This window comes from Pararhizobium sp., from assembly GCF_965279435.1.
Lineage (GTDB): Bacteria > Pseudomonadota > Alphaproteobacteria > Rhizobiales > Rhizobiaceae > Pararhizobium.
In genome coordinates this window covers 1,603,775-1,628,462 of sequence record NZ_CBDIHY010000003.1, presented here as the reverse complement: position 1 = coordinate 1,628,462, position 24,688 = coordinate 1,603,775, and the positions used below count along the sequence as shown (strand labels likewise).

The 24,688-nt window shown below is 60.2% G+C and carries 22 protein-coding genes; 15 read left to right on the top strand and 7 right to left on the bottom strand.

All coding sequences use genetic code 11. The annotated features are described in order from the left end of the window. Positions 1–40 precede the first annotated feature (40 nt). Both ACQY8Q_RS13335 and ACQY8Q_RS13330 read right to left on the bottom strand, forming a co-directional pair. Entirely contained in the window at positions 41–1,867 is a 1,827-nt protein-coding gene (locus tag ACQY8Q_RS13335; protein ID WP_428427009.1) for a calcium-binding protein, read from the bottom strand. Positions 1,868–2,130: 263 nt separating this feature from the next. After that, entirely contained in the window at positions 2,131–3,183 is a 1,053-nt protein-coding gene (locus ACQY8Q_RS13330; protein ID WP_428427008.1) for a LacI family DNA-binding transcriptional regulator, read from the bottom strand. Positions 3,184–3,292: 109 nt separating this feature from the next. Here ACQY8Q_RS13330 and ACQY8Q_RS13325 point away from each other — a divergent pair, with 109 nt between their 5' ends. The 11 genes from ACQY8Q_RS13325 to catE all read left to right on the top strand — a co-directional run bounded on the left by ACQY8Q_RS13325 (position 3,293) and on the right by catE (position 16,583). After that, the gene (locus ACQY8Q_RS13325; protein ID WP_428427007.1) at positions 3,293–4,129 is read left to right on the top strand and encodes a phytanoyl-CoA dioxygenase family protein; all 837 of its coding nucleotides are present in this window, start codon (positions 3,293–3,295) and stop codon (positions 4,127–4,129) included. Between the two features lie 124 nt (positions 4,130–4,253). Further along, positions 4,254–5,786, top strand: a complete 1,533-nt coding sequence (locus ACQY8Q_RS13320; RefSeq protein WP_428427006.1) for an acyl-CoA carboxylase subunit beta — start codon at positions 4,254–4,256, stop codon at positions 5,784–5,786. A 238-nt stretch (positions 5,787–6,024) separates the two neighbouring features. Further along, on the top strand, positions 6,025–6,945 hold the full coding sequence (gene yghU / locus ACQY8Q_RS13315; RefSeq protein WP_428427005.1) for a glutathione-dependent disulfide-bond oxidoreductase: 921 nt from the start codon (positions 6,025–6,027) through the stop codon (positions 6,943–6,945). 10 nt (positions 6,946–6,955) lie between these two features. Then, positions 6,956–7,333, top strand: a complete 378-nt coding sequence (locus tag ACQY8Q_RS13310; RefSeq protein WP_113246236.1) for a hypothetical protein — start codon at positions 6,956–6,958, stop codon at positions 7,331–7,333. Between the two features lie 4 nt (positions 7,334–7,337). Next, positions 7,338–7,748, top strand: coding sequence for a hypothetical protein (locus ACQY8Q_RS13305; RefSeq protein WP_428427004.1), 411 nt, complete (start codon positions 7,338–7,340; stop codon positions 7,746–7,748). Between the two features lie 16 nt (positions 7,749–7,764). Continuing rightward, positions 7,765–9,768, top strand: a complete 2,004-nt coding sequence (locus ACQY8Q_RS13300) for an acetyl-CoA carboxylase biotin carboxylase subunit (protein ID WP_428427003.1) — start codon at positions 7,765–7,767, stop codon at positions 9,766–9,768. A 1,069-nt stretch (positions 9,769–10,837) separates the two neighbouring features. Further along, positions 10,838–12,979, top strand: a complete 2,142-nt coding sequence (gene scpA / locus ACQY8Q_RS13295; protein WP_428427002.1) for a methylmalonyl-CoA mutase — start codon at positions 10,838–10,840, stop codon at positions 12,977–12,979. 166 nt (positions 12,980–13,145) lie between these two features. Then, entirely contained in the window at positions 13,146–13,334 is a 189-nt protein-coding gene (locus tag ACQY8Q_RS13290; RefSeq protein WP_060501168.1) for a hypothetical protein, read from the top strand. 149 nt (positions 13,335–13,483) lie between these two features. Further along, complete coding sequence (locus tag ACQY8Q_RS13285; RefSeq protein ID WP_428427001.1) at positions 13,484–13,690, top strand: hypothetical protein; 207 nt, start codon at positions 13,484–13,486, stop codon at positions 13,688–13,690. 70 nt (positions 13,691–13,760) lie between these two features. Next, positions 13,761–14,183 (top strand): winged helix-turn-helix transcriptional regulator, encoded by a 423-nt coding sequence (locus ACQY8Q_RS13280; protein WP_428427000.1) that lies wholly within the window; start codon positions 13,761–13,763, stop codon positions 14,181–14,183. 288 nt (positions 14,184–14,471) lie between these two features. Continuing rightward, a complete protein-coding gene (catE, locus tag ACQY8Q_RS13275) occupies positions 14,472–16,583 on the top strand; it encodes a catalase C (protein ID WP_428426999.1) in 2,112 nt (703 codons plus the stop codon). A 141-nt stretch (positions 16,584–16,724) separates the two neighbouring features. Here the strand turns inward: catE and ACQY8Q_RS13270 are convergent, their stop codons facing one another. The 3 genes from ACQY8Q_RS13270 to ACQY8Q_RS13260 form a co-directional block, all read right to left on the bottom strand. Beyond that, positions 16,725–16,970 carry a hypothetical protein gene (locus ACQY8Q_RS13270; RefSeq protein ID WP_428426998.1) on the bottom strand — a complete coding sequence of 82 codons (246 nt, stop codon included), beginning with the start codon at positions 16,968–16,970 and terminating at the stop codon, positions 16,725–16,727. A gap of 76 nt (positions 16,971–17,046) precedes the next feature. Further along, entirely contained in the window at positions 17,047–17,787 is a 741-nt protein-coding gene (locus ACQY8Q_RS13265; protein ID WP_428426997.1) for a TfuA-like protein, read from the bottom strand. Between the two features lie 156 nt (positions 17,788–17,943). Then, positions 17,944–18,384, bottom strand: a complete 441-nt coding sequence (locus ACQY8Q_RS13260; protein WP_428426996.1) for a helix-turn-helix domain-containing protein — start codon at positions 18,382–18,384, stop codon at positions 17,944–17,946. A 376-nt stretch (positions 18,385–18,760) separates the two neighbouring features. On the opposite strand from ACQY8Q_RS13260, the gene ACQY8Q_RS13255 reads away from it, so the two are divergent. Continuing rightward, positions 18,761–20,038 (top strand): MFS transporter, encoded by a 1,278-nt coding sequence (locus tag ACQY8Q_RS13255; protein ID WP_428426995.1) that lies wholly within the window; start codon positions 18,761–18,763, stop codon positions 20,036–20,038. Between the two features lie 6 nt (positions 20,039–20,044). On the opposite strand, the gene ACQY8Q_RS13250 is transcribed toward ACQY8Q_RS13255, so the two are convergent. Both ACQY8Q_RS13250 and ACQY8Q_RS13245 read right to left on the bottom strand, forming a co-directional pair. Continuing rightward, positions 20,045–21,076 (bottom strand): hydroxyacid dehydrogenase, encoded by a 1,032-nt coding sequence (locus ACQY8Q_RS13250; protein ID WP_428426994.1) that lies wholly within the window; start codon positions 21,074–21,076, stop codon positions 20,045–20,047. A gap of 105 nt (positions 21,077–21,181) precedes the next feature. Next, positions 21,182–21,499, bottom strand: a complete 318-nt coding sequence (locus ACQY8Q_RS13245) for a hypothetical protein (protein ID WP_428426993.1) — start codon at positions 21,497–21,499, stop codon at positions 21,182–21,184. Between the two features lie 141 nt (positions 21,500–21,640). On the opposite strand from ACQY8Q_RS13245, the gene ACQY8Q_RS13240 reads away from it, so the two are divergent. From ACQY8Q_RS13240 to ACQY8Q_RS13230, 3 genes are all read left to right on the top strand, one after another. Then, positions 21,641–22,267, top strand: coding sequence for a ribonuclease D (locus ACQY8Q_RS13240; RefSeq protein WP_428426992.1), 627 nt, complete (start codon positions 21,641–21,643; stop codon positions 22,265–22,267). Then, positions 22,267–23,118 (top strand): DUF817 domain-containing protein, encoded by an 852-nt coding sequence (locus ACQY8Q_RS13235; protein ID WP_428426991.1) that lies wholly within the window; start codon positions 22,267–22,269, stop codon positions 23,116–23,118. The genes ACQY8Q_RS13240 and ACQY8Q_RS13235 overlap by 1 nt, the downstream gene beginning before the upstream one ends. Before the next feature lie 136 nt (positions 23,119–23,254). Next, complete coding sequence (locus ACQY8Q_RS13230; RefSeq protein ID WP_428426990.1) at positions 23,255–24,625, top strand: hypothetical protein; 1,371 nt, start codon at positions 23,255–23,257, stop codon at positions 24,623–24,625. Positions 24,626–24,688 lie beyond the last annotated feature (63 nt).

Sequence of the window (24,688 nt, the reverse complement as noted above, 5' to 3'; positions counted from 1 at the left end):
TGCGCGCAGCTGTCGAAGGGCTGCCGCGCGCAACAATTTTTCAGATGACGAAGAAGTCGGCATTGGTGAGGACGAGGTTGGCGGCGAGCGTGGCGAACTGGACCGAGCCACCAGCCGCATTGCCGTTGCTGTCGTAAAACAACTTGCCGGTATCGGTCTCGTAAACAATGCGGTCATTGCTGTCGCCGGCAAGGCCGGTGGTGTTCTTGACGAACTGGGCCGCCGTCAGCGTGCCGGTTCCGGAAATCGCGGTGAAGATCGCGTTCTTCAGCTGGATCGTATCATCGATAACAGCGAAATCCGTGATCCGATCGACATTCGTCGTGGCATTCAGGGCAGTGCTGAACACGAACTTGTCCGCACCGGCACCACCGGTCAAGACGTCGTTTCCAAGACTTCCATTCAACGCGTCATTGTTGGCGCCCCCGTTCAATGTGTTGATCGCGCTGTTGCCGACAAGAACATTGGCACCACCATTGCCGGTCGCGTTGATCGCGGCACTGCCGGTCAATACCAGGTTTTCAAAGGTGCCGATGACCTTGCTGCTGGCCGCCAGGCTGAAGCTGATCGCGGACTTCACCGTGTCCGTCCCGGCACCGCCATTGGCCGTTTCGTTGACGATGTCATTAATGTTGTCGACCAGATAGGTGTCGTTCCCCGCTCCACCGATCATCGTATCGGCATTTCCTCCGCCATTCAGCACGTTGTTGCCAACATTGCCCGTCAGCGTGTTGACACCGCTATTGCCCGTTGCGTTGATGGCGCCGGTGCCCATCAGCGTCAGCTTCTCCACGGTTCCGAGAACCGTGGCACTGGCAACAAGGCTGAAGGTAATCAAGGACTGCACCGTATCGAGGCCGGCGCCGCCATTGGCCGTTTCATTGACAATGTCGTTGGCGTTTTCGACCATATAAGTGTCGTTGCCTGCGCCCCCCATCATCGTATCGGCATTGGCCCCGCCATTCAGAACATTGTTGGCGGCGTTGCCGGTCAGAATGTTGGCACTGCTGTTGCCGACCGCGTTGATGGCGCCGCTGCCGACGAGCGTCAGGTTTTCGACCACACCGCCGACGCGGGCGCTCTGCACCAGACTGAAGCTGATCGAGGATTTTACGGTATCGATGCCGCTGCCGAGATCATTAAGTTCATCGACGATATCGTCGGCGTTGTCGACGAGATACGTGTCGTTTCCCGCGCCGCCGATCATCTCGTCGCCACCTGTCCCGCCGTCCAGCGTATCGTTGCCGGCCCGGCCGACGATCTGGTCGTTGCCGCCACGGGCCTTGATGACATTGGCGACGGACGATCCGAAAAGAACATCGCTGACATTCGTCCCGGTGACATTTTCTATGCTGACGAAATCCTCGATCCGGGTGTTGCCGGTATTGGCAAATCCCTGATCCAGCTGGACGGTGACGCCGCTGCCGCCGAGCACGGAGCTCTCGTCGCGCAGCTCATAACTCAGCGTATCGGTGCCTGCGCCGCCGTCGAAAAAGTTCTGCCAGCCTTCGGACACGAACGTGTCATTGTCGGCCTCACCAAAATACTGGCTGTGAAAGGTCACGACTTTCATGGTGTCGTTACCCGCCCCGCCCAAAACCCTGTCGAAGCCCTCGCTGCTCAGGGCAAATCCCTGGCCGAAATAACTATCATTATTGGCGCCGAGGCGGATATCGTTGCCTCCTTCGGTTCGGTTGTCGACAACGTCGTCACCGCTGCCTGCATCGACGAAATTGCCGCCGCCAAGATTGCCGACGAGATTGAGGACGATGACGTCATTGCCGCCGAGTGCATTGACGATGATCTCCGACCGGTTGCCCTGGATGATTTCGTTTTTGTTGTTGTCGCCTGTAATCGTCACGCCCATAATTTTTATCCTCAAATGATTGCAATATGCAGGCAGGATAACAGAGCAGACCACACGTCTGCTGTTTCGGTTGGAACAGGAGGCTGTCCATATTTGGGGTGTTTCCGGCAAACGCCTACTCCTGGCGATCACCGGACGCAGCGTCTGCCATCTTCGCCTTTAGCGGGCATGTTTCGACGGGTTGGCGGGCAACCGCATGTTCGGCTTACCGGTAATTCCGTATTGAAAAGCGCATGGACCAAGCCGGAGTCATCCCTCCCTCGTCAGTGAGGAGCGGCGAGCGAATCCCGTTCGATGAGGTTGCAGTCCATCTTGGTCAATGGATAGCTGTCCTTTCCGGACTTCCGGCCCTTGCCAAGCTGCCCGATCGCCCAGGCACCCATCGCCCGGTGCGGCAGGATCAGAGTGCTCAGCTGCGGCCGCAGGTGGCGGCAGAGTTCGTCGTCGTCATAGCCGATGACGGAGACATCCTGCGGGATCGTCAGGCCCGCGTCGCGCAGCGCGTTGTAGCAGCCGGATGCCATCTTGTCGTTCTGGCAGAAGAATGCGGTCGGCCGGTCCTTCAGCGCCAGAAAGCGCTGCGTCGCCTCGAAACCCGAGGTTGGCGACCAGTTGCCTTCGCCAACCAGGTCTGAATCATAAGCGATACCGGCCTTCGCCAGTGCCTTTTTATAACCCTTCAGCCGATCCTGCGCCGCCTGCATGAAGGGTTCGCCGATAACGGTGGCAATGCGGCGATGGCCAAGCCGGATCAACGTTTCGGTGGCGGCAAAACCGCCGGCGACTTCATCGGGAACAACCGAAGGAAAGCTGTTTTCGGCGCCGTAGCAGTTCAAAAGCACGACGGGGACCGGAAGGTCTGCAAGGAAGGCGGGTGGCGTTACCTGCCGGGTAAAGATCGTCATGTAAATCAGCCCCTCGATGCCGCTGCGCAGCATCGCCTCGACGGCCTTTTCCTCGCGGTCCGGATTGCCCATCGTCTGGGCAACGAGAATAGTGGCCCCTTCGTCCCAGCAGGCCTGCCGTGCCCCTTCGATGGCATTGACCGATTCCGGCGTCGTCGCCAGTTGGTCGCAGAGAAAGCCGATGGTGCCGCTCCCCAGATTGCCAAGCACAGGCCGATGGATCAGTGACGATGCGCCATAACCCAGCGTGCGGGCCGCCTCGATCACCTTGCCGCGCGTTTCCACTGAGATCGTCACGCCTGTCGCATTGTTCAGAACAAACGACACGGTCGCCTGCGAGCAGCCGGCAAGCCGTGCAACATCCGTCATCGTCACGCGGCGCGGCGGTTTTTCATGTTTGGTTTTCGTCAAGACTGTTTCCCCGGATCGAGTGGGAAAACCTAGCTCATTTATTCTCATAAGCATATTGACTAATAATTATTAATTGCACTAGGCTGGGAAGAACGGAGGAGACCCAATCATGAATGTACCAGCGCGATTTTCATATGACCTGCAGGACAATCTCAAGATCCTGAAGCAGGACGGCATCACCGGACTGAAGGGCGCCTTTAAGCCCGAATGGGCCGATGCGATGCGGGAGGACATGATGACCGCCTTCTGGTCGGCCATCCAGCGCCCGGGCGGCGCCGTCGGCCGTGGTCCGCGCCGTTGGTATGTGGAAATCCATCCGCAGAATTTCGGCGGCTTCGTCGATCTGATCATGCACCCATGGGTGATCGCCATGTGCGAGAATGCGCTGGGGCCGGATTACCAGATCGTCGAGATCGGCCTGGACGTGCCGTTCGAAGGTGCGCGGTACCAGCCCTGGCATCGCGACTTCCCGTCGCCTGAAGACACCTATGTGGACCGCCGCATCACGTCCCTCGCCTTCAACCTGACCGGCGTCGACGTCACGCCCGACATGGGGCCGTTCGAGATCGCCCCCGGCACACAATATGACGACGGCCGCGACTGGAAACACGAAATGTTTCCGGACAAGGCGCTCTGGGCTCCTTTTCAGGAACGCGCCACGCGCAAATTCCCGCAGCGCGGCGATATTTCCTGCCGCTCGGCTTTGACCGTTCATCGCGGCACCGAACATCTGTCCCCGATCGCCCGGCCCGTCATGGTGCTCGGCGTTGACGCACCCGGTGCTGGCCATGCCGAACTGCACGACATGATGGTGACGCAGGACTATTTCGATGCCCTACCGGAAAAGGCCAGGAAGCACCTCGTCTGCCGCGTCGTCGATGAACTCGTGCCGATCACCCAGAAGCATGACATCGAGGGCCTGGTGATGGGCGCCGATCCGGCCTGATGCAAAGCGTCTATGCACGGCCAGCGACTCGTCCTTTTGTCTAACGACCCCATGCCGGCACGATCGGAGATTTCCTTCGATCGTGTTTCCGGCTAAGCAGGAGACAAAGACGGCGGGAGGAAGCATGCGCAATATCATCGAAACCGTGGAAGCGCGCCGCGCCGAGGCGCGTCTTGGCGGCGGGCAGAAGCGCATCGACGCCCAGCATGCCAAGGGCAAGCTGACGGCGCGCGAGCGTATCGAGGTGCTGCTCGACGAAGGCTCGTTCGAAGAATACGACATGTACGTCACCCACCGCGCCGTCGATTTCGGCATGGCCGAACAGAAGGTGGCCGGCGATGGCGTCGTGACCGGCTGGGGCACGATCAACGGCCGCCAAGTCTATGTCTTCTCCCAGGATTTCACCGTGCTCGGCGGCTCGCTGTCCGAGACCCATGCGCAAAAGATTTGCAAGATCATGGACATGGCCGTGCGCAACGGTGCTCCCGTCATCGGCCTGAACGATTCGGGCGGCGCCCGCATCCAGGAAGGTGTCGCCTCGCTTGCCGGTTATGCCGAAGTGTTCCGCCGCAATGCCGAAGCATCCGGCGTCATCCCGCAGATTTCCGTGATCATGGGCCCGTGCGCCGGTGGTGCCGTCTATTCGCCGGCCATGACCGACTTCATCTTCATGGTGCGCGACTCATCCTACATGTTCGTCACCGGCCCCGACGTGGTGAAGACCGTCACCAACGAGATCGTCACGGCCGAGGAACTGGGCGGCGCCGGTACCCATACGAAGAAATCCTCGGTCGCCGACGCGGCCTATGAAAACGACATTGAGACCTTGGAGCAGGTCCGGCTGCTGTTCGATTTCCTGCCGCTCAACAACCGGGAAAAGCCGCCGGTCCGCCCCTTCCACGACGATCCGGCCCGCCTAGAAAACCGGCTGGACACGCTGATCCCCGACAGTTCGGCAAAACCCTACGACATGAAGGAGCTCATTCACGCGATCGCCGATGAAGGCGATTTCTTCGAGCTTCAGGAAGCGTTTGCCCGCAACATCATCACCGGCTTCATCCGGCTCGAGGGCCAGAGTGTCGGCGTCGTCGCCAACCAGCCGATGGTGCTGGCCGGCTGCCTCGATATCGACTCATCGCGAAAAGCCGCCCGCTTCGTGCGCTTCTGCGATGCTTTCTCGATCCCGATCCTGACGCTGGTCGATGTGCCCGGCTTCCTGCCCGGCGTGGCGCAGGAGTATGGCGGCGTCATCAAACATGGCGCCAAGCTTCTGTTCGCCTATAGCCAGGCTACCGTGCCGATGGTGACGCTGATCACGCGCAAGGCTTACGGCGGCGCCTATGACGTCATGGCGTCGAAACATATCGGCGCCGACGTCAACTATGCCTGGCCGACGGCCGAAATCGCCGTGATGGGCGCCAAGGGGGCGACGGAAATCCTCTACCGCTCCGAGCTTGGCGACCCGGAAAAGATCGCCGCCCGGACGAAGGAATACGAGGAGCGCTTCGCCAACCCCTTCGTCGCCGCCGAACGCGGTTTTATCGACGAAGTGATCATGCCTCACTCCTCCCGCCGCCGCATCGCCCGCGCCTTTGCCTCGCTGCGCGGCAAACGGCAGGAACAGCTGTGGCGCAAGCACGATACGATCCCGTTATAGCCTTGGCATGCGTTTGAACTCACGGCCGTCATCCTCGGGCTTGACCCGAGGATCCACAGATACACACTCCGCCGGAATGTTGGGCATGGATCCTCGGGTCAAGCCCGAGGATGACGGAGAAACAAAATACGCCTTGGGGAAAATTGACGATCGACACTAGCGAAAATCATGCTTCGCTTCCCATATGCCTATCGTGCTCCCCTCTCGCGCGCATCTCCCATTATCAAGGACCACACCCATGACCGAAAAAAATCCCGCCGATAACTTTCCCGCCGGTTACGAAGTCCCGAAAGTCTGGACATGGGACAAGGGCAATGGTGGCGCGTTTGCCAGTATCAACCGGCCGATCGCCGGACCGACGCAGGACAAGCCGCTGCCGGTCGGAAAACATCCGCTGCAGCTCTATTCGCTCGGCACGCCGAATGGCGTCAAGGTGACGATCATGCTGGAGGAGCTGCTCGCTGCAGGTCATACAGGTGCCGAATACGACGCCTGGCCGATCCGGATCGGCGATGGTGACCAGTTCGGCTCGGGTTTTGTCGATGTCAACCCGAACTCAAAAATCCCGGCGCTGATGGACCATGCGCCGAAGGGCGGCGGTGAGCCCGTGCGCGTTTTTGAATCCGCCTCGATCCTGCTCTATCTCGCCGAAAAATTCGGCGCCTTCCTGCCAACGGATCTGCGCGCCCGCACCGAGATGTTCAACTGGCTGTTCTGGCAGATGGGCTCGGCCCCCTTCCTCGGCGGCGGCTTTGGCCATTTCTATGCCTATGCGCCGATGCACATCAAATACGCTATCGACCGTTACGCCATGGAAGTGAAGCGCCAGCTGGACGTGCTCGACCGGCATCTGGCCGACAACCAGTTCTTGGCGGGCTCAGAGTATACCATCGCCGACATGGCCACCTGGCCCTGGTACGGCAACCTGGCGCTCGGCCAGGCCTATGGCGATGCCGGTACCTTCCTTGATGTTGCGAGCTACAAGAACGTCCAGCGCTGGACGACCGAGATCGCTGCCCGCCCGGCGGTCAAGCGCGGCCGCATGGTCAATCGCCTGAGCGGCGATCCCGCTGAACAACTGCATGAACGCCACGACGCCTCCGACTTCGATACGAAGACGCAGGACAAGATCGCCCCGGCCAGCGCGGCCAAGGCGTAAGGAGACCAAGATGGCCAAGCGGCCCGAGATGACAAAACACAGGGGCTTTCCCTCCGGCTTGCCGGGCCATGGCCATCATTTCACCATCCGGCGGGCGAACGAGAAGGGCGTGACGCCGCTCAAGGCGCTGCAACGCCTTGCCCGCCCGAACTCGATCGAACAGAAGGTCGATGCCGCCTTCCTGCATGCACTCTGGCACCAGTTTGGCACCGAGCCGTTCGAGCGCGGCAATCTCGATGCCGGACGGCTGAACCTTTTGTTCGGCCGCGAAGTCGTGCCGGCCGAGGAGCCGTTCAACGCCACATCCTATGAGGCGTTGCTGCGGATCGACGAACGGGTGGGGCGCAAGAACTTCCCGGAAGCTTTCGAAGACGTGTTCGAGGTGTGACGCCATGGCCAAGACCCCTGAAATGCCCAAGCATCGCGGCTTTCCACCCGGCCTGCTCGGAACCCAATGGCAGTTCACCCTGCGCCGGGCGAATTCCAAGGTCACCCCTTTGACGGCCTGGCCGCGGCAGCGGACCATGGATCAGACGGTGGCGCTCGCCGACATCGGCTTCGTGCAGGCGCTGTGGCAGTATTTCGGCACGACACCGTTCCAGCGCGGCAATCTGGACGGAGAGCGCCTCTGCCGCCTGTTCGGACGCGAACTGCTGCCGGCCGAACGGGGTTTCGATCCCGCGTCATACGAGGGGCTGCTGAAGTTCAACGAGGCCCTGGCCCGGAAGAATTTCCCGCAGGCTTTCGAGGATGAGAAGAAGGATGCGAGCCCGGCGCGCGTCTCCAGGAAAACTGCCGAATGAGCGAGGCCAGCCGTCCATGATCAAAAAAATCCTCATTGCCAATCGCGGCGAAATCGCCTGCCGGGTGATCAAGACGGCGCGCAGGATGGGCATTGCCACGGTTGCGGTCTATTCGGATGCGGATGCCGATGCGCTGCACGTGAAGATGGCCGACGAGGCCGTGCATATCGGCCCTTCGCCATCGAACCAATCCTATATCGTCATCGACAAAATCCTTGAGGCGATCAAAAAGACCGGGGCCGATGCGGTGCATCCGGGCTATGGCTTCCTCTCGGAAAATGCCGCCTTTGCTGAGGCGCTGGAAAAGGCAGGCGTCGCCTTCATCGGTCCGCCTGTTGGCGCCATCCAGGCGATGGGCGACAAGATCACCTCGAAGAAGCTGGCGTCTGAGGCCGGCGTCTCCACCGTGCCCGGCCATATGGGCCTGATTGCCGATGCCGAAGAAGCGGTGACGATTTCGTCCTCGATCGGCTATCCGGTGATGATCAAGGCATCGGCCGGCGGCGGCGGCAAGGGCATGCGCATCGCCTGGAACGATGCTGAAGCGCGCGAGGGCTTCCAGTCCTCAAAGAACGAGGCCAAGGCTTCGTTTGGCGACGACCGCATCTTCATCGAGAAATTCGTCACTCAGCCACGCCACATCGAAATCCAGGTGCTGGGCGACAAGCATGGCACAGTGCTTTATCTCGGCGAGCGCGAATGCTCGATCCAGCGGCGCAACCAGAAGGTCATCGAGGAAGCCCCGTCGCCGTTCCTTGATGCAGCCACCCGCCGCGCCATGGGCGAGCAGGCCGTGGCGCTGTCGAAGGCGGTCGGCTATCACTCGGCTGGTACCGTCGAATTCATCGTCGATGGTAACAGAAATTTCTACTTCCTTGAAATGAACACCCGCCTGCAGGTCGAGCATCCCGTCACCGAACTGATCACCGGCATCGATCTGGTCGAGCAGATGATCCGGGTGGCTTCCGGCGAAAAGCTGTCATTTGGCCAGGATGACGTCAAGCTCACCGGCTGGGCGATCGAAAGCCGGCTCTATGCCGAGGATCCCTATCGCAACTTCCTGCCTTCGATCGGCCGCCTGTCGCGCTACCGGCCACCCGCCGAAGGCAAGGCGCCCGATGGCATCACCGTGCGCAACGATACCGGCGTCTTCGAGGGCGGCGAGATCTCGATGTATTACGATCCGATGGTCGCCAAACTCTGCACCTGGGCGCCAGATCGCCTCACCGCCATCGATGCCATGTCGGCGGCCCTCGACGATTTCGAGGTCGAGGGCATCGGCCATAACCTGCCGTTCCTGTCGGCCGTCATGCAACACGACCGGTTCCGCTCCGGCAACATCACCACCGCCTTCATCGCCGAAGAATTCCCGGATGGTTTTAACGGTGTCGAGCCGGATGTGGCGTCGGCCAGGAGGCTCGCGGCCGTTGCGACGCTGATCCATCAGGCGCTGCAGACCCGCGCCGCGCAGATTTCCGGCACCATCGGCAATCATCGCCGGGTGATCGGCAAGGACTGGGTCGTTACTTTCGCAGACCAGGAACATGCGGTGACGCTCAACACGTCTGCGGATGGCGCCTATATCCAACTGCCGGACGGCACCGTCTTTGCGGTTGCCGGCGACTGGACGCCCGGCCGCAGCCACGCCACCTTCAATGTCGATGGCACGGCTATGGGCGTCAAGATCGATCTTTCCGGCACCGGCATCCGCCTGCGCTGGCGCGGCATCGATGTCACCGCCCATGTGCGCAGCCCGCGCGTTGCCGAGCTTGCCCGGCTGATGCCGAAAAAGCTGCCGCCGGATACCTCAAAAATGCTGCTCTGCCCGATGCCCGGCGTCATCACCACCGTCACGGTTGTTGCCGGCGAGACCGTGGAAGCTGGCCAGGCCTTAGCGACGGTGGAAGCGATGAAGATGGAAAATATTCTGCGCGCCGAACGGCGGGGTGTGGTCAAGCGGGTGGCAGTGTCGGCGGGTGTTAGTCTCGCCGTCGATGAGTTGATCATGGAGTTCGAATAGTCCGGGTGGCGGGGAAAAAGTGAGCCCCTCGCCTATAAAATCTAGCACTTAGTGAAGCTAAGTCCTGATTTTATGTCCTCTCCCGCAAGGGGAGAGGAAAGCCGCAGCGGCGGCCGCTATTTATCTCTCCCCTTGCGGGAGAGAAAGCAATTTCAACATCTTAGCTTTAGCTAAGTGTTAGAAATTGCAAGTGAGGGGATCCATCTTGGGATGGGGGTGGAGAAGGGAGCGCAAATGAGAACAGAAACATCGACGGATTTATGCCGCTTGCATTTTCCCCGCCCAAACCACCCGTGCCATACTCCTTCCATCCCGCCATCGGATACGCTGCCAGGCGTGGCAGTGAGGCGGGACCGGCGCTTGGTACAAGGGGATGACGCAGACCCTGGCATCGGGGGCCTGCGGAAAATGGTCTTCCTCCGGCGACACGGGAGAAGCGGTGAGGCAACGGATCAGCCCTCCCGCTTCGGATGCCCGAAAGAGCGCGCCGGGCGTGCCTGTGCGGCACACAGGGTGGCAGACGGAATGGTTTCGCCGGACGTGCCGAAAATCCGTCCGGTTCCTCAGGTTTTCCTCGTATTCCACACGAGGAAGAGGGATTCGGAGGCACCGGCGGCGGCCGGGTGGAGCGTTGCCGATAAATTGGTTCGGCCGGGCTCCATCAGGTCAGACGAACACCATTCTGGCGAGCCACCTCAGAGAGACCCAAGTCGCAGGCAAAAACCGCTGAACGGGGTGCTGAAAGGTGCCATCTATTCTACTCTCTCGCGGCAGCTTCCAGCGCCCCGTCCGACTATCGTTCCAGCAGACCCACGGCGCGGATCGCGCGCGTGGCTGAAGGCCGTTGAGGCAGAAGCCATGATGGAGGAACAGGTGATGCGCATCCACTCTCCGTCATCCTCGCCCTTGTGGCGGGGATCCAGCCGCGCCGCGTCTGCGGCGCGAAAGACCCCTTTCACGCGATGGACATCGCGTGGCTGGATTCCTGTGAAAAGCACAGGAATGACGGATCTGACATCTGCCACACATCCATCACTCTACCCGTTGCCTATCGAAGGGGAAGAAGCCCATGTCCGATAAAAAAACCCTCGCCGACTGGGCCACGCTTGCCGAACGCGAGCTCAAATCCTCGCCCGAGACGCTGACCTGGCAGACGCCCGAGGGCATCGCCGTCAAGCCGCTCTATACCGAGGCCGACCTTGAGGCCGCCGGTCATCTCGGCTCGCTACCCGGCCTTGCCCCGTTCACCCGTGGTCCGCGCGCCACCATGTATACCGGCCGGCCTTGGACGATCCGCCAATATGCCGGCTTCTCCACCGCCGAAGCCTCGAATGCCTTCTACCGCAAGGCGCTCGCCAGCGGCCAGCAGGGCGTCTCCGTCGCCTTCGACCTTGCCACCCATCGCGGCTATGATTCGGACCATCCGCGCGTCGTCGGTGATGTTGGCAAGGCCGGGGTGGCGATCGATTCGGTCGAGGACATGAAGATCCTGTTCGATGGCATACCGCTCGAAAAAATCTCGGTGTCGATGACCATGAACGGCGCCGTCATCCCGATCCTGGCCTCGTTCATCGTTGCCGGTGAGGAACAGGGCGTGCCACGCGCACAGCTTTCCGGCACCATTCAGAACGACATCCTCAAGGAGTTCATGGTCCGCAACACCTATATCTATCCGCCCGAACCTTCGATGCGAATCGTTGCCGATATTATCGACTATACGGCGCGCGAGATGCCAAAATTCAACTCTATCTCGATCTCCGGCTATCACATGCAGGAGGCCGGGGCGACGCTGGTGCAGGAGCTGGCCTTCACGCTCGCCGACGGCCGCGAATATGTCCGTGCCGCTATCGCCAAGGGCCTGAGCGTCGATGAGTTCGCCGGACGCCTATCGTTCTTCTTCGCCATCGGCATGAACTTCTTCATGGAAGCGGCCAAGCTGCGCGCCGCCCGCCTGCTCTGGACGCGGATCATGGAAGGCTTTCACCCGAAGAAGCAGTCTTCGCTGATGCTGCGCACCCATTGCCAGACATCCGGTGTCTCGCTCCAGGAACAGGACCCCTACAACAACATCATCCGCACCGCCTTCGAGGCGATGTCGGCGGTGCTCGGCGGTACGCAATCGCTGCACACCAATTCCTTCGACGAGGCCATCGCGCTGCCAACGGAATTCTCCTCGCGCATTGCCCGCAACACCCAGTTGATCCTGCAGCACGAGACCGGCGTCACCAAAGTCGTCGATCCCTTAGCCGGCTCCTATTATGTCGAGAGCCTGACGGCCGAGCTTGCCGACAAGGCTTGGGCGCTGATGGAAGAGGTGGAGGCTTTGGGGGGTATGACCAAGGCGGTGGCCGATGGCCTGCCCAAGCGGCTGATCGAACAGGCCGCGACCCGCCGCCAGGCCGCCGTCGACAAGGGCGAAGAGGTCATTGTCGGCGTCAACAAATACCGGCTGGAAACCGAGGACGATCTCGACATCCTCGATATCGACAATGCGGCCGTCCGCAGCGCCCAGATCAGCCGCATCGAAGAGACGCGCAAACGGCGTGACACCGCCGAAGTCACCACAGCACTCGAAGCCCTGACGCAGATTGCCCGCACCGGTGAAGGCAATATCCTCGAAGCGGCCGTCACGGCAGCGCGTGCCCGCGCAACCGTCGGCGAGATCTCCGACGCACTACGCGTCGTCTTCGGCGATCATACCGCGGTGCCGGAAGTGGTCCACGATATCTATGGCGATGCCTACAAGGACGAGCCGGAACTGGCGGTCCTGTCTGCCCGGCTTTCCGACTTTTCGCGCACCACCGGCCGCAAGCCGAAGATCATGGTCGCCAAGCTCGGCCAGGACGGCCACGACCGCGGCGCCAAGATCATCGCTTCGGCCTTTGGCGATATCGGTTTCGACGTTTTGGCCGGTCCGCTGTTCCAGACACCGGAGGAAGCGGCTGACATGGCGGTCAGTGCCAAGGTGCACGTCATCGGCATGTCGTCGCTGGCCGCCGGCCACAAGACGCTGGCGCCGCAGTTGATCGAGGCGCTCAAAGCCAAGGGTGGCGGCGACGTGATCGTCGTCGTTGGCGGCGTCGTGCCGCGCCAGGATTACCAGTTCCTGATCGACCATGGCGTCGCCGCCGTCTTCGGCCCAGGAACAAACGTCATGGAGGCTGGACGCGCCGTTCTTGACCTGCTCGAAGGCCGGTTGCGCAACGCCTGAGGCAGGTTTCACCCCCATTAATCACTGCTCAAAAATTCTGCTTTCGATTTCAAGGAAATGACGCATTCTGTTCACGTGCTCAGCTGATTCGCCTCATGTGCCTGCGTCCAGGCCGGATTGAGAGCCGAACGACAACGCTAAATGATTTAGCCGGGGGGCAGGCGCAATGCAGAAGCGCGACGACGTCGAAAACTGGGCAGTTTACAGAGCACAACAGATCCTGATGCGCGAGGGGATGGACCTCGCTTTATCGGCACGCGATTTCGACAGCGGTACGGTGAGAGCCAAGGGCAAGCTCCTTGCCATGGCTATTGCGGCCTCGCTGGTCGAAGCGTCCGCAGCCCGGGCGGATTGAGCTGCCGGAGCAGGCGATGCCGCCGGCAGTCCTGCTGCCCGGCCGCTCGTTCTCCGGCTGAATACCCCAAAATCTGGGAATTGCCAGCAGTCCTAAAAGCTCTACACTATCGCTCAAACGGGGCGCGTTTTAAACGGTAGGGTGAAGCAATGTCGTTTCCCTCGGACATGGCCTTGAACCAGAGTGATATTGAAGTCGTCTGCGGCGCGCTTGAGGAATGGTGCGAGGAAAACCGCACGCCCCTCGACAGCGACGGTGGCCGCGATGCCGCAAACGTGATGCTCGGCCTCTACAGGACCGGACACGGCACCAAGGGATCGATCCTCGAAGCGATGCGCCGGGTCAACGGCGCGTAATCCCGAGCGACTTGCAGGATGAAAGCCGAAGCTCTACATAAGAGCCATGCAGCGCCGGAACTTTGACGAAATGAATTGCCCCATCGCCCGCACCCTCGACCGGGTCGGTGAATGGTGGAGCATTCTCATCCTGCGCGACGTGTTCTTCGGCCGCACCAAATTCGACGAATTCCAGAAAAGCACCGGCATTGCCCCGAACATCCTGACCCGGAGGCTGAAATCGCTGGTCGAAGCCGGCCTTCTGGAAAAGCGCGCCTATCAGGACCGCCCGGTGCGCTACGAATATCTGCTGACCGACATGGGACGCGAACTGCAGCCGCTGCTGATCGCACTGTCGATGTTTGGCAACCGGCATTTCGCCGACCGCGGCGTCGCCATGCGGCTGACCGACACGGAGACCGGGGCTACGGCACAGCCGATCTATATCGACAGCCTGACCGGCAAGCCCATCGATCCTGAAAATTTCTCTCTGAAATCGGTTCGCCAAGCCTGAATTCGCCCGCGCTGCTGTGGTCGCCGGATGCCGGACACCGCCCAGTAACCACGCGATCCATGTCAGCGTTTGTGGTTTCCCCATTGGTGATAATCGCCAAAAGTAGTGGTGCTGGGGATAATTCCCTCGAAGACCGGATGTTCGCCGCCAGCCGCCCGTCTCGCTGTAAGGCGCGGTGGCAACAGCGGCAGGCGGACCGGTGGAACTGGAAAAGCCCTCATATCGAAGGGAACAAAAGGCCGCGCCGGGAGATTGAGTTGCATCCATTCCCGGTATCGGAGACCTTTCATGGCCAAGACGTCCAAAACGACTGCCAATGTCGCGACCATCCATGACCAGAAACTGCACCGTGGAGAAGGCGGAGAGCTTCACCAGATTGCCGAAGACGGTGCGCCCATATTGACCACGGCCCAGGGCGGCCCTGTTTCTGATGATCAGAATACGCTGCGTGTTGGACCCCGTGGCCCCGCGCTGATCGACGACTTCCATTTTCGCGAGAAGATTTTCCACTTCGACCATGAGCGCATTCCGGAACGCGTTGTTCACGCCCGGGGCTATGGCGCACATGGCTTCTTCGAGGCTTACGAGTCCCTGGCGGCCTATACCCGCGCCGATCTCTTCCAGCGCGCCGGCGAGCGAACCCCTGCCTTCGTGCGGTTTTCGACCGTCGCGGGCAGCAAGGGGTCGGCTGACCTTGCCCGGGACGTGCGCGGTTTCGCCGTGAAAATGTACACCAAGGAAGGCAACTGGGATCTGGTTGGCAACAACATTCCGGTGTTCTTCATCCAGGACGCCATCAAATTCCCGGACCTGATCCACGCTGCAAAGCCTGAACCGGACCGGGCGTTTCCCCAGGCCCAAACCGCGCATGACACGTTCTGGGACTTCATCAGCTTGACACCCGAAAGCATGAACATGGTCATGTGGACCATGTCGGACCGGACCATTCCGCGCTCGTTCCGGTTCATGGAGGGTTTCGGTGTTCACACTTTCCGGTTCGTCAATGCCAAGGACGAATCGACCTTTGTAAAGTTCCACTGGAAACCCAAGCTGGGGCTGCAGTCAGTGGCGTGGAACGAAGCGGTCAAGATCAACGGTGCAGATCCGGATTTCCATCGCCGCGATCTCTGGCAGGCGATCCAGTCAGGCAATTTTCCGGAATGGGAGCTGCAGGTTCAGCTGTTTGACCAGGCGTTTGCCGACGGTTTCGATTTCGACGTGCTCGATCCAACCAAGATCATTCCGGAGGAAATTCTGCCGCCGCAGCCCGTCGGCCGCCTGGTCCTTGACCGGATGCCCGACAACTTCTTTGCCGAGACCGAGCAGGTGGCCTTCATGACCCAGAACGTGCCGCCGGGCATCGACTTCAGCAATGACCCACTGCTGCAGGGCCGGAATTTTTCCTATCTCGACACCCAGCTGAAACGCCTTGGCGGACCGAACTTCACCCACCTGCCGATCAACGCACCGAAATGTCCCTTCGCGACGTTCCAGCAGGATGGCCATATGGCCATGCGCAATCCGACTGGCCGCGCCAACTACCAGCCGAACTCGTTTGGCGAAGGCCCAAGGGAGTCCCCCGTTCAAGGGTACCGTCATTTCCCCGCCGAGGAGCAGGGCCCGAAAGTCCGGCTGCGGCCGGAGAGTTTTGCCGACCATTATAGCCAGGCCCGGCAGTTCTTCATCAGCCAAACCCCGCCAGAGCAGCGCCATATCGCCGCCGCTCTGATCTTCGAGCTATCGAAAGTCGAAACGCCCGTCATCCGTGAACGGATGGTCTCTCACCTGATGAATATCGACGAGACGCTTGCGAGCAAGGTGGCCCATGCCCTCGGGCTCAAGTCGATGCCGAAGCCTGCCGATGCCGCCAAACCGACGCGTCAGGATCTGGAGCCGTCGCCGGCGCTCAGCATCGTCGAGCGTGGCCCAAAGCGGTTCGAAGGACGAAAGCTCGGTATCCTGGTGACCGATGGCGCCGACGTGCAGATCTTCAAGGCCCTGCTCGACAACCTGACCAAGCAAAAGGCGGCCTTTGAAGTCATTGCGCCGAAGATCGGTGGCGTAACGATGTCGGATGGAAGCTGGGTCGAAGCTCACCAGATGATCGACGGAGGCCCGTCCGTGCTTTACGACGCGATCTGTCTCGTCGTTTCCGCACAGGGCGTCGGCGATCTTCTCAAGGAAGCCACGGCGCGGGACTTCGTTGCCGATGCGTTTTCACACTGCAAATATATCGGCTATGTGGCCGATGCCCTGCCGCTGCTGGCAAAGGCCGGCATTGCCGGCGACCTTGACGAGGGTATGATCGAACTCAAGGACAAGAAAACTGTCGCGACGTTTTTCAACGAGGTCGGTAAACTTCGCGTCTGGGCCCGCGAGCCATCCGTCAAGCTTAACTGATTAGAACCTGGGCTGGGGCCACTCAAAGCTCCGCCCAGGTTTTTCGGTGAAAATGGGTGCCCCATCCATTGGGGGCACCATCTGGCCACGATGTTGGCGGCGCGTAAAGCGTCTCGTCTCAACGTCGAGGACAACGCAATCCTATTGCCGTGTCACTCCATCCTGAAGATAGCATGCAATCTCGAACGTGTTGTCGGCTCGATGACGCAATTCCGTGGCGATCTGTTCCAGCGCCAGATCCAGGCAGTAGACTGTCTGATGTGCGTCGAGAAGTGCAGCACTTTCCTTCGCAAAAACGATTAGACGGGTGATTGCGTGAAACTCCTGAATCTCGTTCTCCGATGCGTCAGGATTGTTTAAGGCAAGGGTGGCATAAGCTGCTGACATGTTCGGCTCCGCAATGATTTGCAGTGACATTAGCCTGAGCCGGGGCAAAGTTCGCGTGACACGCGCGTGACACACCTTAAGATAGATCGCCAGGATATTTCGCCGTGCAATGGTGTTTCCGCATTTCGTTCCAAAGGGTTGTGCGCTGGAATTTCCAGTCCGGTTTGGGTGTTGACCGCTGCGCGTCAAGCCGTGACATCACGGCAAGAAGTTCGAGCGCATCCGTGCGCTTTCGATTTACGTGGTGGGCCCGCAAAGCGATTGCGATTGTGTTCTTTCTCCCATCATCAGGAATGAGTGCGCGCTCGATGAGCGATCGCCATGTCCGGTCCTTGAAAAAGATCGACCCGGCCACCGCTTTCAGGTGGATGACTTCGGCTGACGAGATGATTTGCTTTTCATAAAGCAGGTCGAGTGTGGCCGTGACGTTGACCAGAGGCTCGCTCAGCGGCAGCCAGCCAAGCTCGGCGGGGCCATGGATCTGCGCCACGTCCGAATCGTCGATACGAATGCCTGCACGGTATTCCTCAAAAATACCCCCGACACCCGTCATCCCGAACGAATGGCATTCGGCAGCGCGCAAAGCACCCATGCTGGCTGCGCCAAGAACTGCTACGCCTGCACTCAGGGCGTAGAGGATTTCCTTATGCCAAACCGGCGCGGTAAATTCGAAGCCCCCGTCAACGATGCCGATAACAGTGGCCCCCTCTTCTACCGCGCGAAAGATGTCACCTTGAACCGCCGGCCCCCGAACGGTGATACCGGTGGCATAGTCTTTGGCCTCCGGTAATGTCGGCCCGACATGGAGGACCTTCATCCGAAAACCTCTTCGGCGGCGGCTTTTTGGCCGGATCTTCGGATGCTGCCACGTTCCGGATTTTCCAGTTGGTGTGCGGGGATCATTTTCCTGCCTGCTGAGGGCTAAGCCCCCCAAGCAGGCGTACAGGACAGAATATCTGCAGGGCCATCGGTTTCACAGAGGAGCGGGGGAGGTAACGCGCTCTATGTCTGCCTGCACACCGGTATCATCGGCGCTAGCCAGTGCTTTTGTCAGGGTGATGATGGATTGGCGGACCTGTTTGCTCTTGATGGATGTGAAGGCGCGGTTGAGCGAGACGCCATCCCGCGACACAAGAAACGTACCGATCTCGTCGACCTCCCTCACCAGTCCATCCGGGGCCTGAGGTTCACGGTCCTCGAAGAAGTAGCCAATGGGAACGCTCAGGACCACTGCTGCAGCTTGCAGCTTGCTTGCACTGACGCGGTTTGTGCCTTTCTCGTACTTCTGGATCTGCTGAAAGGTGATGCCCAGACGGTCGCCCAGCTTCTCCTGACTCAATCCCAAAACCAGCCGTCGCGACCTCAGGCGATTGCCGACATGAATATCGATTTGATGAGGTTCACTTTTTGCCAAGTTCCATACTCCTGTAATTGCCAAGGCTTCGTCATGCCTTGGCCGTTTGCAGCATGACAATTTTCGATCGAAATGCAACATTTGCCGCTTATTTGCCCCTGCTAATTCAGGAGTAAACGTAAACTTCCATCACTTGTCCAGGCCGGGAAGGTCAGGGTCGGCGGGTTGATCGAAGCGACGATGTGCCATCCTGCGCGCCACTGCCGATGCGGACCGGGACGAAATCACCTTCTCCTGCCGCGTCGTAAACCTCGCCATCGCCTCCAGTGAATGCAGACAGACTTGCACAATGATAGCTTTTGATCTAGTGACTTTCATATTGAAAGTCACTAGATCAAAACACACCCCCTTCCACCCGCCACCGAGAACACCGAACATGCTTTCAACGACACTCTCCAGACGGCTCGAACAACGGGACATCCACTATGGCTGGATCGTTGCCGCCACCGCCTTCCTCACCATGCTGGTCACGGCCGGCACCATCGGCGCACCTTCGGTTCTGATCCTGCCGCTGCAGAAGGAATTCGGCTGGGAGGCGACGGAAATTTCGACGGCACTTGCGATGCGCTTCATCCTGTTCGGGCTGATGGCGCCGTTTGCAGCCGCATTGATGAACCGGTTCGGCATGCGTTTAATGGCGCTAACGGCGCTGACCGTGGTTTTCATCGGCATGGGGCTGTCGCTGTTCATGCGCGAAGTCTGGCAGCTGGTCGTGCTGTGGGGTTTCGTCGTCGGCACCGGCACCGGGCTGACGGCGATGGTGATGGGTGCAACGGTGGCCACCCGCTGGTTTACGGCCCGGCGCGGCTTGGTCATCGGCCTGTTGACGGCCAGCACGGCCACCGGCCAGCTTGTCTTCATGCCGCTGATCGCGGCTTTAACCGAAGCTTATGGTTGGCGCACCGCCATTATGTTCATTCTCGGCATGCTGTTCGTCTGCGCCGTGGCCATGCTGCTGTTCATGCGCGACAGGCCGTCGGACCTTGGGCTGCGCCCCTATGGTCAGGTCGTAGACGATCCCCCAGCGGCGGCCTCGCTCAAGACCAACTCGCCGATCGACGTTTTGATCGAGGCATCGAAGACGCGGATTTTCTGGGTGCTGTTCCTGTCATTCTTCGTCTGCGGCGCTTCGACCAACGGGCTGATCCAGACGCATTTCGTCTCGCTCTGCGCCGATTACGGCATGACAGCGATCACCGCGACCGGTATTCTCGCCATCATCGGCCTGTTCGATTTCGCCGGCACGGTCGCCTCCGGCTGGCTGTCCGACCGTTACGATAACCGCTCGTTGCTGTTCTGGTATTATGGCCTGCGCGGACTATCTCTGCTGTGGCTGCCGTTCACCGGCTTCGAATTCCTCGGCTTGTCGATCTTTGCCATTTTCTACGGGCTGGATTGGGTGGCCACAGTTCCGCCGACAGTCAAACTCACAGCCCAGCATTTTGGCCGCGAGCGGGCCAACATGGTGTTCGGCTGGGTGTTTACCGGGCATCAGATCGGCGCTGCCTTCGCAGCCTTCGGCGGCGGCTTCATCCGCGATAATTACGCGAGCTACCTGCCAGCGCTGATGATCGCCGGAGCGCTCTGCCTGATGGCGGCACCGCTGGTGCTTTCGGCAGGTACGTCCAAGCTGAAGCCGGCGACCGTCAGTTGACGGTGGTCAGTTGACGCTGACGGGCTTGGAGCGCATGCGGGATACCGTCTCGCGCTCCGCCCGCTTGCAGCGCATCGGCGGCAGGTTGCGGTCCATCAGGTCCATGTCCTCCAGCACCATGTCGCCCATTTTCTTGAAGGCGCTGTCGAGCGCGCCGGCCCGGTGGGCGGAGCGGAGAAAACCCTTGAGGCTGCGAACGGGATGATCAAGCGGCAATGGCTCGTCGGGATAGACATCGCTGGCTGCCACGATATGGCCGCTTGCAACCGCCGCCATCAGCGCATCGAAATCGACGACATCGGCGCGGCTGAGCAGGATGAAGGCAGCGCCCGGACGCATGCTGGCAAAGGCCTTTGCACCGAGGAAATGCTGGTTCTCGCTGGTGACGGCAGCAACGACGAAGATGAAATCACTCTGCGTCAGCACGTCTTCCAGACTCGACGGCTTGACGCCATTGTCAATCAAGATCGAGGCCGGCATCCAGGGATCGTAGACGCGAGTATTGGTGCGGAAACCGGAGAGCACACGGTTCAGCGCCTTGCCGAGATCGCCGAAGCCGATGATGCCGACATCGGCACCGGACAGCAGCCGCGCTTTCGCATTGCCCTCGCCACCCCAGAGCTCCCGGCCTTCACGGAAATCGACATCCGCATCGACGATGCTGCGGGCGATGTTCAGCGCCATGGCCAGTCCCATCTCGGCGACCGGCTCGGCAAACACCTGACCCGTCGTCACCACATGAATGCCGCGGGCAAACAGCACCTCATAGGGCATGTTGTTGATCAGGTTGCTTTCGACATTGAGGATGCAACGAAGATTTGGCATGCGCGCCAAGGTCTCGGCGCTCAAGGGCGGTTGGCCGATGATGTAGCGGGCTTCGCCGAGAACCTCGTCACCGAGCCCGGCGATGTTTTCCGGGTCGGCCTCAACGATACGATATCTGGCTTTCAACTGCTCCAGCGCTGCCGGTGTGAAGATCAGATCGAGCGTGCGCGGTTCCGGTGCGCAGATGGCCAGAGGCCGTTGCGTTTCAGGCATGATATCGTCTCCCTCGCCGGGCGTGGGACAGGCCCGGCATTCCTCTTGGCCGAAGTTGTATTGATGATCCGCCGATTTGCAAGGCGGCCGGCCGCGAGGATGGGGCTAATAATCGAGGCCGCGCATGTAGCGGTCGATCGAGCGTGGTGTGCCGGGAGACTGGAACACCGGACCGTCGCCCTGGCGGCAATTGTTGATGGTCCGGTAGCGCGGTGCAAAGGTCGGGTGCCCCTCGCGCTCGACGACGGTCTGTTCGCAGTAGATCCGCTTGGCATCCACCGCCGCCTCCGGCGTCTTCACACCGGGCAGATCGGTGTAGACCTGGGCAAGCTGCACAGGCGCTGTGGAGAGCGGGGCAGCGACGGCCGGAAGAGCGGACAGAACCAGGGCGGTGGAGAGAAAAACAGTCTGCAGGGTCAACATCTACGTTCCAACTGGTGCCCGATCAACGCCACAGGTCTCCCCCGGGCGTGAGGAGACGGTATCGCTTCCAGCGAAGTTGCGCTATAGCCCAACGACTTGAACCAAAGCGCGGCACATCGTCCGGCTGATGTGGGGTTTTCCATGGCAAATACAATACGGCTTCACGAAGGCGACATCTCAGTTGAAGACGCTGCCCGCTACAAGGGGGCCATCGCCATCGACACCGAAACGCTTGGCCTCGTTCCGCGCCGCGACCGGCTCTGCCTCGTCCAGCTTTCGCCGGGCGACGGCTCTGCCGACGTGATCCGGATTGCCAAGGGCCAGACGCAGGCCCCAAACCTTGCCGCCATGCTGGAAGATCCCAGCCGCCAGAAGATTTTCCACTTCGGCCGCTTCGATATCGCCGTGCTGTTCCACACGTTCGGCGTGACAACGACACCGGTATTCTGCACCAAGATCGCCTCGCGACTGACGCGGACCTATACGGACCGGCATGGGCTGAAGGACAATCTGAAAGAACTGCTTGAGGTCGATATTTCCAAGCAGCAGCAGTCCTCCGACTGGGCAGCCGAAAAACTCTCGCAAGCACAGCTGGAATATGCCGCGTCCGACGTGCTTTATCTGCATGCCCTGCGCGACAAGCTGACAGCGCGCCTGATCCGCGACGGCCGCGCCGCCCATGCCGACGCCTGCTTCGCCTTTCTGCCAACCCGTTCCAAGCTTGATCTGATCGGCTGGGAAGACACGGACATTTTCGCACACAGCTGATGCAGCCCATCAAAAACCACCAGACCGGGCCTGTCCTTGAACCCGTACGGGTGTGGATCCGCCAGCAGCTGGACAGGCTGCCGCCGGGTCTCGCCGAATTCGTTCTGTTCGGACTGAAACAGGCATGGTCATGCCTGTTTGGCGCGCTTGTGCTGTTTCTGATCATCGCGACCAAGCTGATCTGGAACGAGGATTGGGTGGTCAATCGCTACGATGCGCTGTTTCTGGCGGCTTTGCTCATCCAGATCACATTCCTGCGCCTGAAGATGGAAAGTTGGGAGGAAGCCAAGGTCATCCTGATCTACCATGTCACCGGAACGTGCATGGAGATCTTCAAGGTCCGGATGGGATCATGGGTCTATCCGGAGGATGCGCTCTTCCAGATTGCCGGCGTGCCGCTTTTCTCCGGCTTCATGTACGCATCCGTCGGCAGCTACATGGCGCGCGCCATCCGCATCTTCGACATGCGGTTTACCCACTATCCAAACTTCGCCCTGACCGCCCTTCTGGCGGCCGCCATCTACATCAATTTCTACAGCCATCATTATATAATCGATATGCGCATCGGGCTGTTTGCGGCCACGCTTCTGCTTTTCGGGCGGGTGCGGATCTATTTTACCGTCGAGCGGAAAGCACGCTGGATGCCGTTGGTTCTGGCGGCCTTCCTCACCAGCATCTTTCTCTGGATTGCCGAGAATATCGGCACGGCAACAGGCATATGGCTTTATCCGGGCCAGACGGAGTGGCACATGGTATCGCTGCAGAAACTGGGCTCCTGGTACCTGCTGCTTTATGTCAGTTTCGTTCTGGTGACGATCGTCTGCAAACCCCAGCCACCCGCGCCAAAATGATGAAGTGGCCAGCCTGGCCTCCTCATGACGCATGATTGACCGCTAATACAACAACCGCGAAAATAGGTTAATCAGACATTAATGGTTGCTGGTTATTGTTAACGACATCCCACGTTGCAGACCGCGCGGAGCAGCCATGATTACGCCCCTTCAGTCCAGTGCCGGAGCCGTTACCGCCACTCTGATGCAGTCGATGATCGACCAAGCGGAAGAGAAGCGTGCCGAAGACGAAAAGAAGGCGCGCAAGGAGACGAAAGAGGACGATATCCTCAAGGCGCGCATTTCAGCAAGCAAAAGCCATGCGGCCCTGAACGACAAGGTCAACGCCCATTTCTTCGGCGCCCTGAAGAGCGACGACAATGCGATGGCGGAACTGATTTCGCGTTTTCTCAATATCCTGCGTGTGACCCGTGATGAGGGAGAATCCGACACTGATTTCGGTACCCGAGTCGAGGATACGCTGACGCTGGTCTCGATGATCGGCAAGAAGGAAGCGAACCTCCCCGGCAGTTCGCCCATCCCTGGTGGAGCACAGGAGATCACGCTGGCTCGCTTCCGGGTCAACGTTGATGACATCGATGCGGTGCTCAACGGCACCGCCGAAGAGCCGACCGAAATGACGAAGATGGCGGCTCGCTTTGTGACCCGCTACGGGCTGACCCAGAAAGAGGATGAGCACGACCTGCTCTTTAGCAAGCGCATCGGCGAAACGATGGCAAGCGTGCGCAAGACTATGCCGATCGATATCGCAGAGCTGGAAACCAAGGCCGGTTTGAGGGCACTTGGCGTGACTGCGGCCCAACTTGTCGATGCGATCAAAAACCCAACCGGCAAACAAGCGCAAATCATCCAAGAAGCTCTCGACGACGCGGCGCGCGACACCGGCACATCGACGGAAGACAAGCAGATCGCCATCCAGCGGCTGGAGGATATCGCCGATCCGAAATCGATCGAAGAACTGAAGCTTGAAAAGACACAGCAGCCCGACCCAACCCGAGTCGAGAATGCCGAAACGCGCAAGGAGCGTGAAGAGGACATTCGCAAGCTGGAGGCGGGTGAAAAACTGGAGGACGTCCAGAAGGTTCAGGATACGATCGAAAAAATCAACGATGCCATCCTCGGCGCACCCGGCCAAACCAAAACACCGGCCGCTGACGGCAAGCCGGCAGCTGAGGTCGTCCCATCGGGCGATCTGCTTCTGACCCTGGCTGCGGGCGCCGAAATGGCGGAAATAGAAGAAGAGGCGGAAAGCGCCGCTGCCAGTAGCAGCGCGGCTGGCCGGACCGATGCGATCGATACGGAAACCGGAACGACAGACACGTCCGAAGAAGCCAAGGAAGAGGCCGATGCGGCCGTTCTGCTGGCGCGTGCCGGCCCCGGAGACGCAGCAGCGCCGGTGGGCGAGGATGCGGAAGCCAGCGGCATTCTGGCCGTCAGCCTGGATGAAAACGGTATCTACGAAATCCTGAAACGCCAAGCCGAAGCGACCTTGGCACGGGCCGCGTGATCGAGGCCATAGCTTGAACGACAAGATTGCACTTTCAACCTGACGCCTCAACCAATTGGATCG

Excerpts from the sequence above, each read along its gene's own strand:
- ACQY8Q_RS13280 (WP_428427000.1), top strand. The coding sequence starts at position 13,761 with ATGAATTGCCCCATCGCCCGCACCCTCGACCGGGTCGGTGAATGGTGG.
- ACQY8Q_RS13270 (WP_428426998.1), bottom strand. The coding sequence starts at position 16,970 with ATGTCAGCAGCTTATGCCACCCTTGCCTTAAACAATCCTGACGCATCG.
- ACQY8Q_RS13300 (WP_428427003.1), top strand. The coding sequence starts at position 7,765 with ATGATCAAAAAAATCCTCATTGCCAATCGCGGCGAAATCGCCTGCCGG.
- ACQY8Q_RS13250 (WP_428426994.1), bottom strand. The coding sequence starts at position 21,076 with ATGCCTGAAACGCAACGGCCTCTGGCCATCTGCGCACCGGAACCGCGC.
- ACQY8Q_RS13255 (WP_428426995.1), top strand. The coding sequence starts at position 18,761 with ATGCTTTCAACGACACTCTCCAGACGGCTCGAACAACGGGACATCCAC.
- ACQY8Q_RS13290 (WP_060501168.1), top strand. The coding sequence starts at position 13,146 with ATGCAGAAGCGCGACGACGTCGAAAACTGGGCAGTTTACAGAGCACAA.
- ACQY8Q_RS13325 (WP_428427007.1), top strand. The coding sequence starts at position 3,293 with ATGAATGTACCAGCGCGATTTTCATATGACCTGCAGGACAATCTCAAG.
- ACQY8Q_RS13305 (WP_428427004.1), top strand. The coding sequence starts at position 7,338 with ATGGCCAAGACCCCTGAAATGCCCAAGCATCGCGGCTTTCCACCCGGC.
- yghU (WP_428427005.1), top strand. The coding sequence starts at position 6,025 with ATGACCGAAAAAAATCCCGCCGATAACTTTCCCGCCGGTTACGAAGTC.
- ACQY8Q_RS13265 (WP_428426997.1), bottom strand. The coding sequence starts at position 17,787 with ATGAAGGTCCTCCATGTCGGGCCGACATTACCGGAGGCCAAAGACTAT.
- catE (WP_428426999.1), top strand. The coding sequence starts at position 14,472 with ATGGCCAAGACGTCCAAAACGACTGCCAATGTCGCGACCATCCATGAC.
- ACQY8Q_RS13245 (WP_428426993.1), bottom strand. The coding sequence starts at position 21,499 with ATGTTGACCCTGCAGACTGTTTTTCTCTCCACCGCCCTGGTTCTGTCC.
- ACQY8Q_RS13335 (WP_428427009.1), bottom strand. The coding sequence starts at position 1,867 with ATGGGCGTGACGATTACAGGCGACAACAACAAAAACGAAATCATCCAG.
- ACQY8Q_RS13320 (WP_428427006.1), top strand. The coding sequence starts at position 4,254 with ATGCGCAATATCATCGAAACCGTGGAAGCGCGCCGCGCCGAGGCGCGT.
- ACQY8Q_RS13285 (WP_428427001.1), top strand. The coding sequence starts at position 13,484 with ATGTCGTTTCCCTCGGACATGGCCTTGAACCAGAGTGATATTGAAGTC.
- ACQY8Q_RS13235 (WP_428426991.1), top strand. The coding sequence starts at position 22,267 with ATGCAGCCCATCAAAAACCACCAGACCGGGCCTGTCCTTGAACCCGTA.
- ACQY8Q_RS13230 (WP_428426990.1), top strand. The coding sequence starts at position 23,255 with ATGATTACGCCCCTTCAGTCCAGTGCCGGAGCCGTTACCGCCACTCTG.
- ACQY8Q_RS13240 (WP_428426992.1), top strand. The coding sequence starts at position 21,641 with ATGGCAAATACAATACGGCTTCACGAAGGCGACATCTCAGTTGAAGAC.
- ACQY8Q_RS13310 (WP_113246236.1), top strand. The coding sequence starts at position 6,956 with ATGGCCAAGCGGCCCGAGATGACAAAACACAGGGGCTTTCCCTCCGGC.
- scpA (WP_428427002.1), top strand. The coding sequence starts at position 10,838 with ATGTCCGATAAAAAAACCCTCGCCGACTGGGCCACGCTTGCCGAACGC.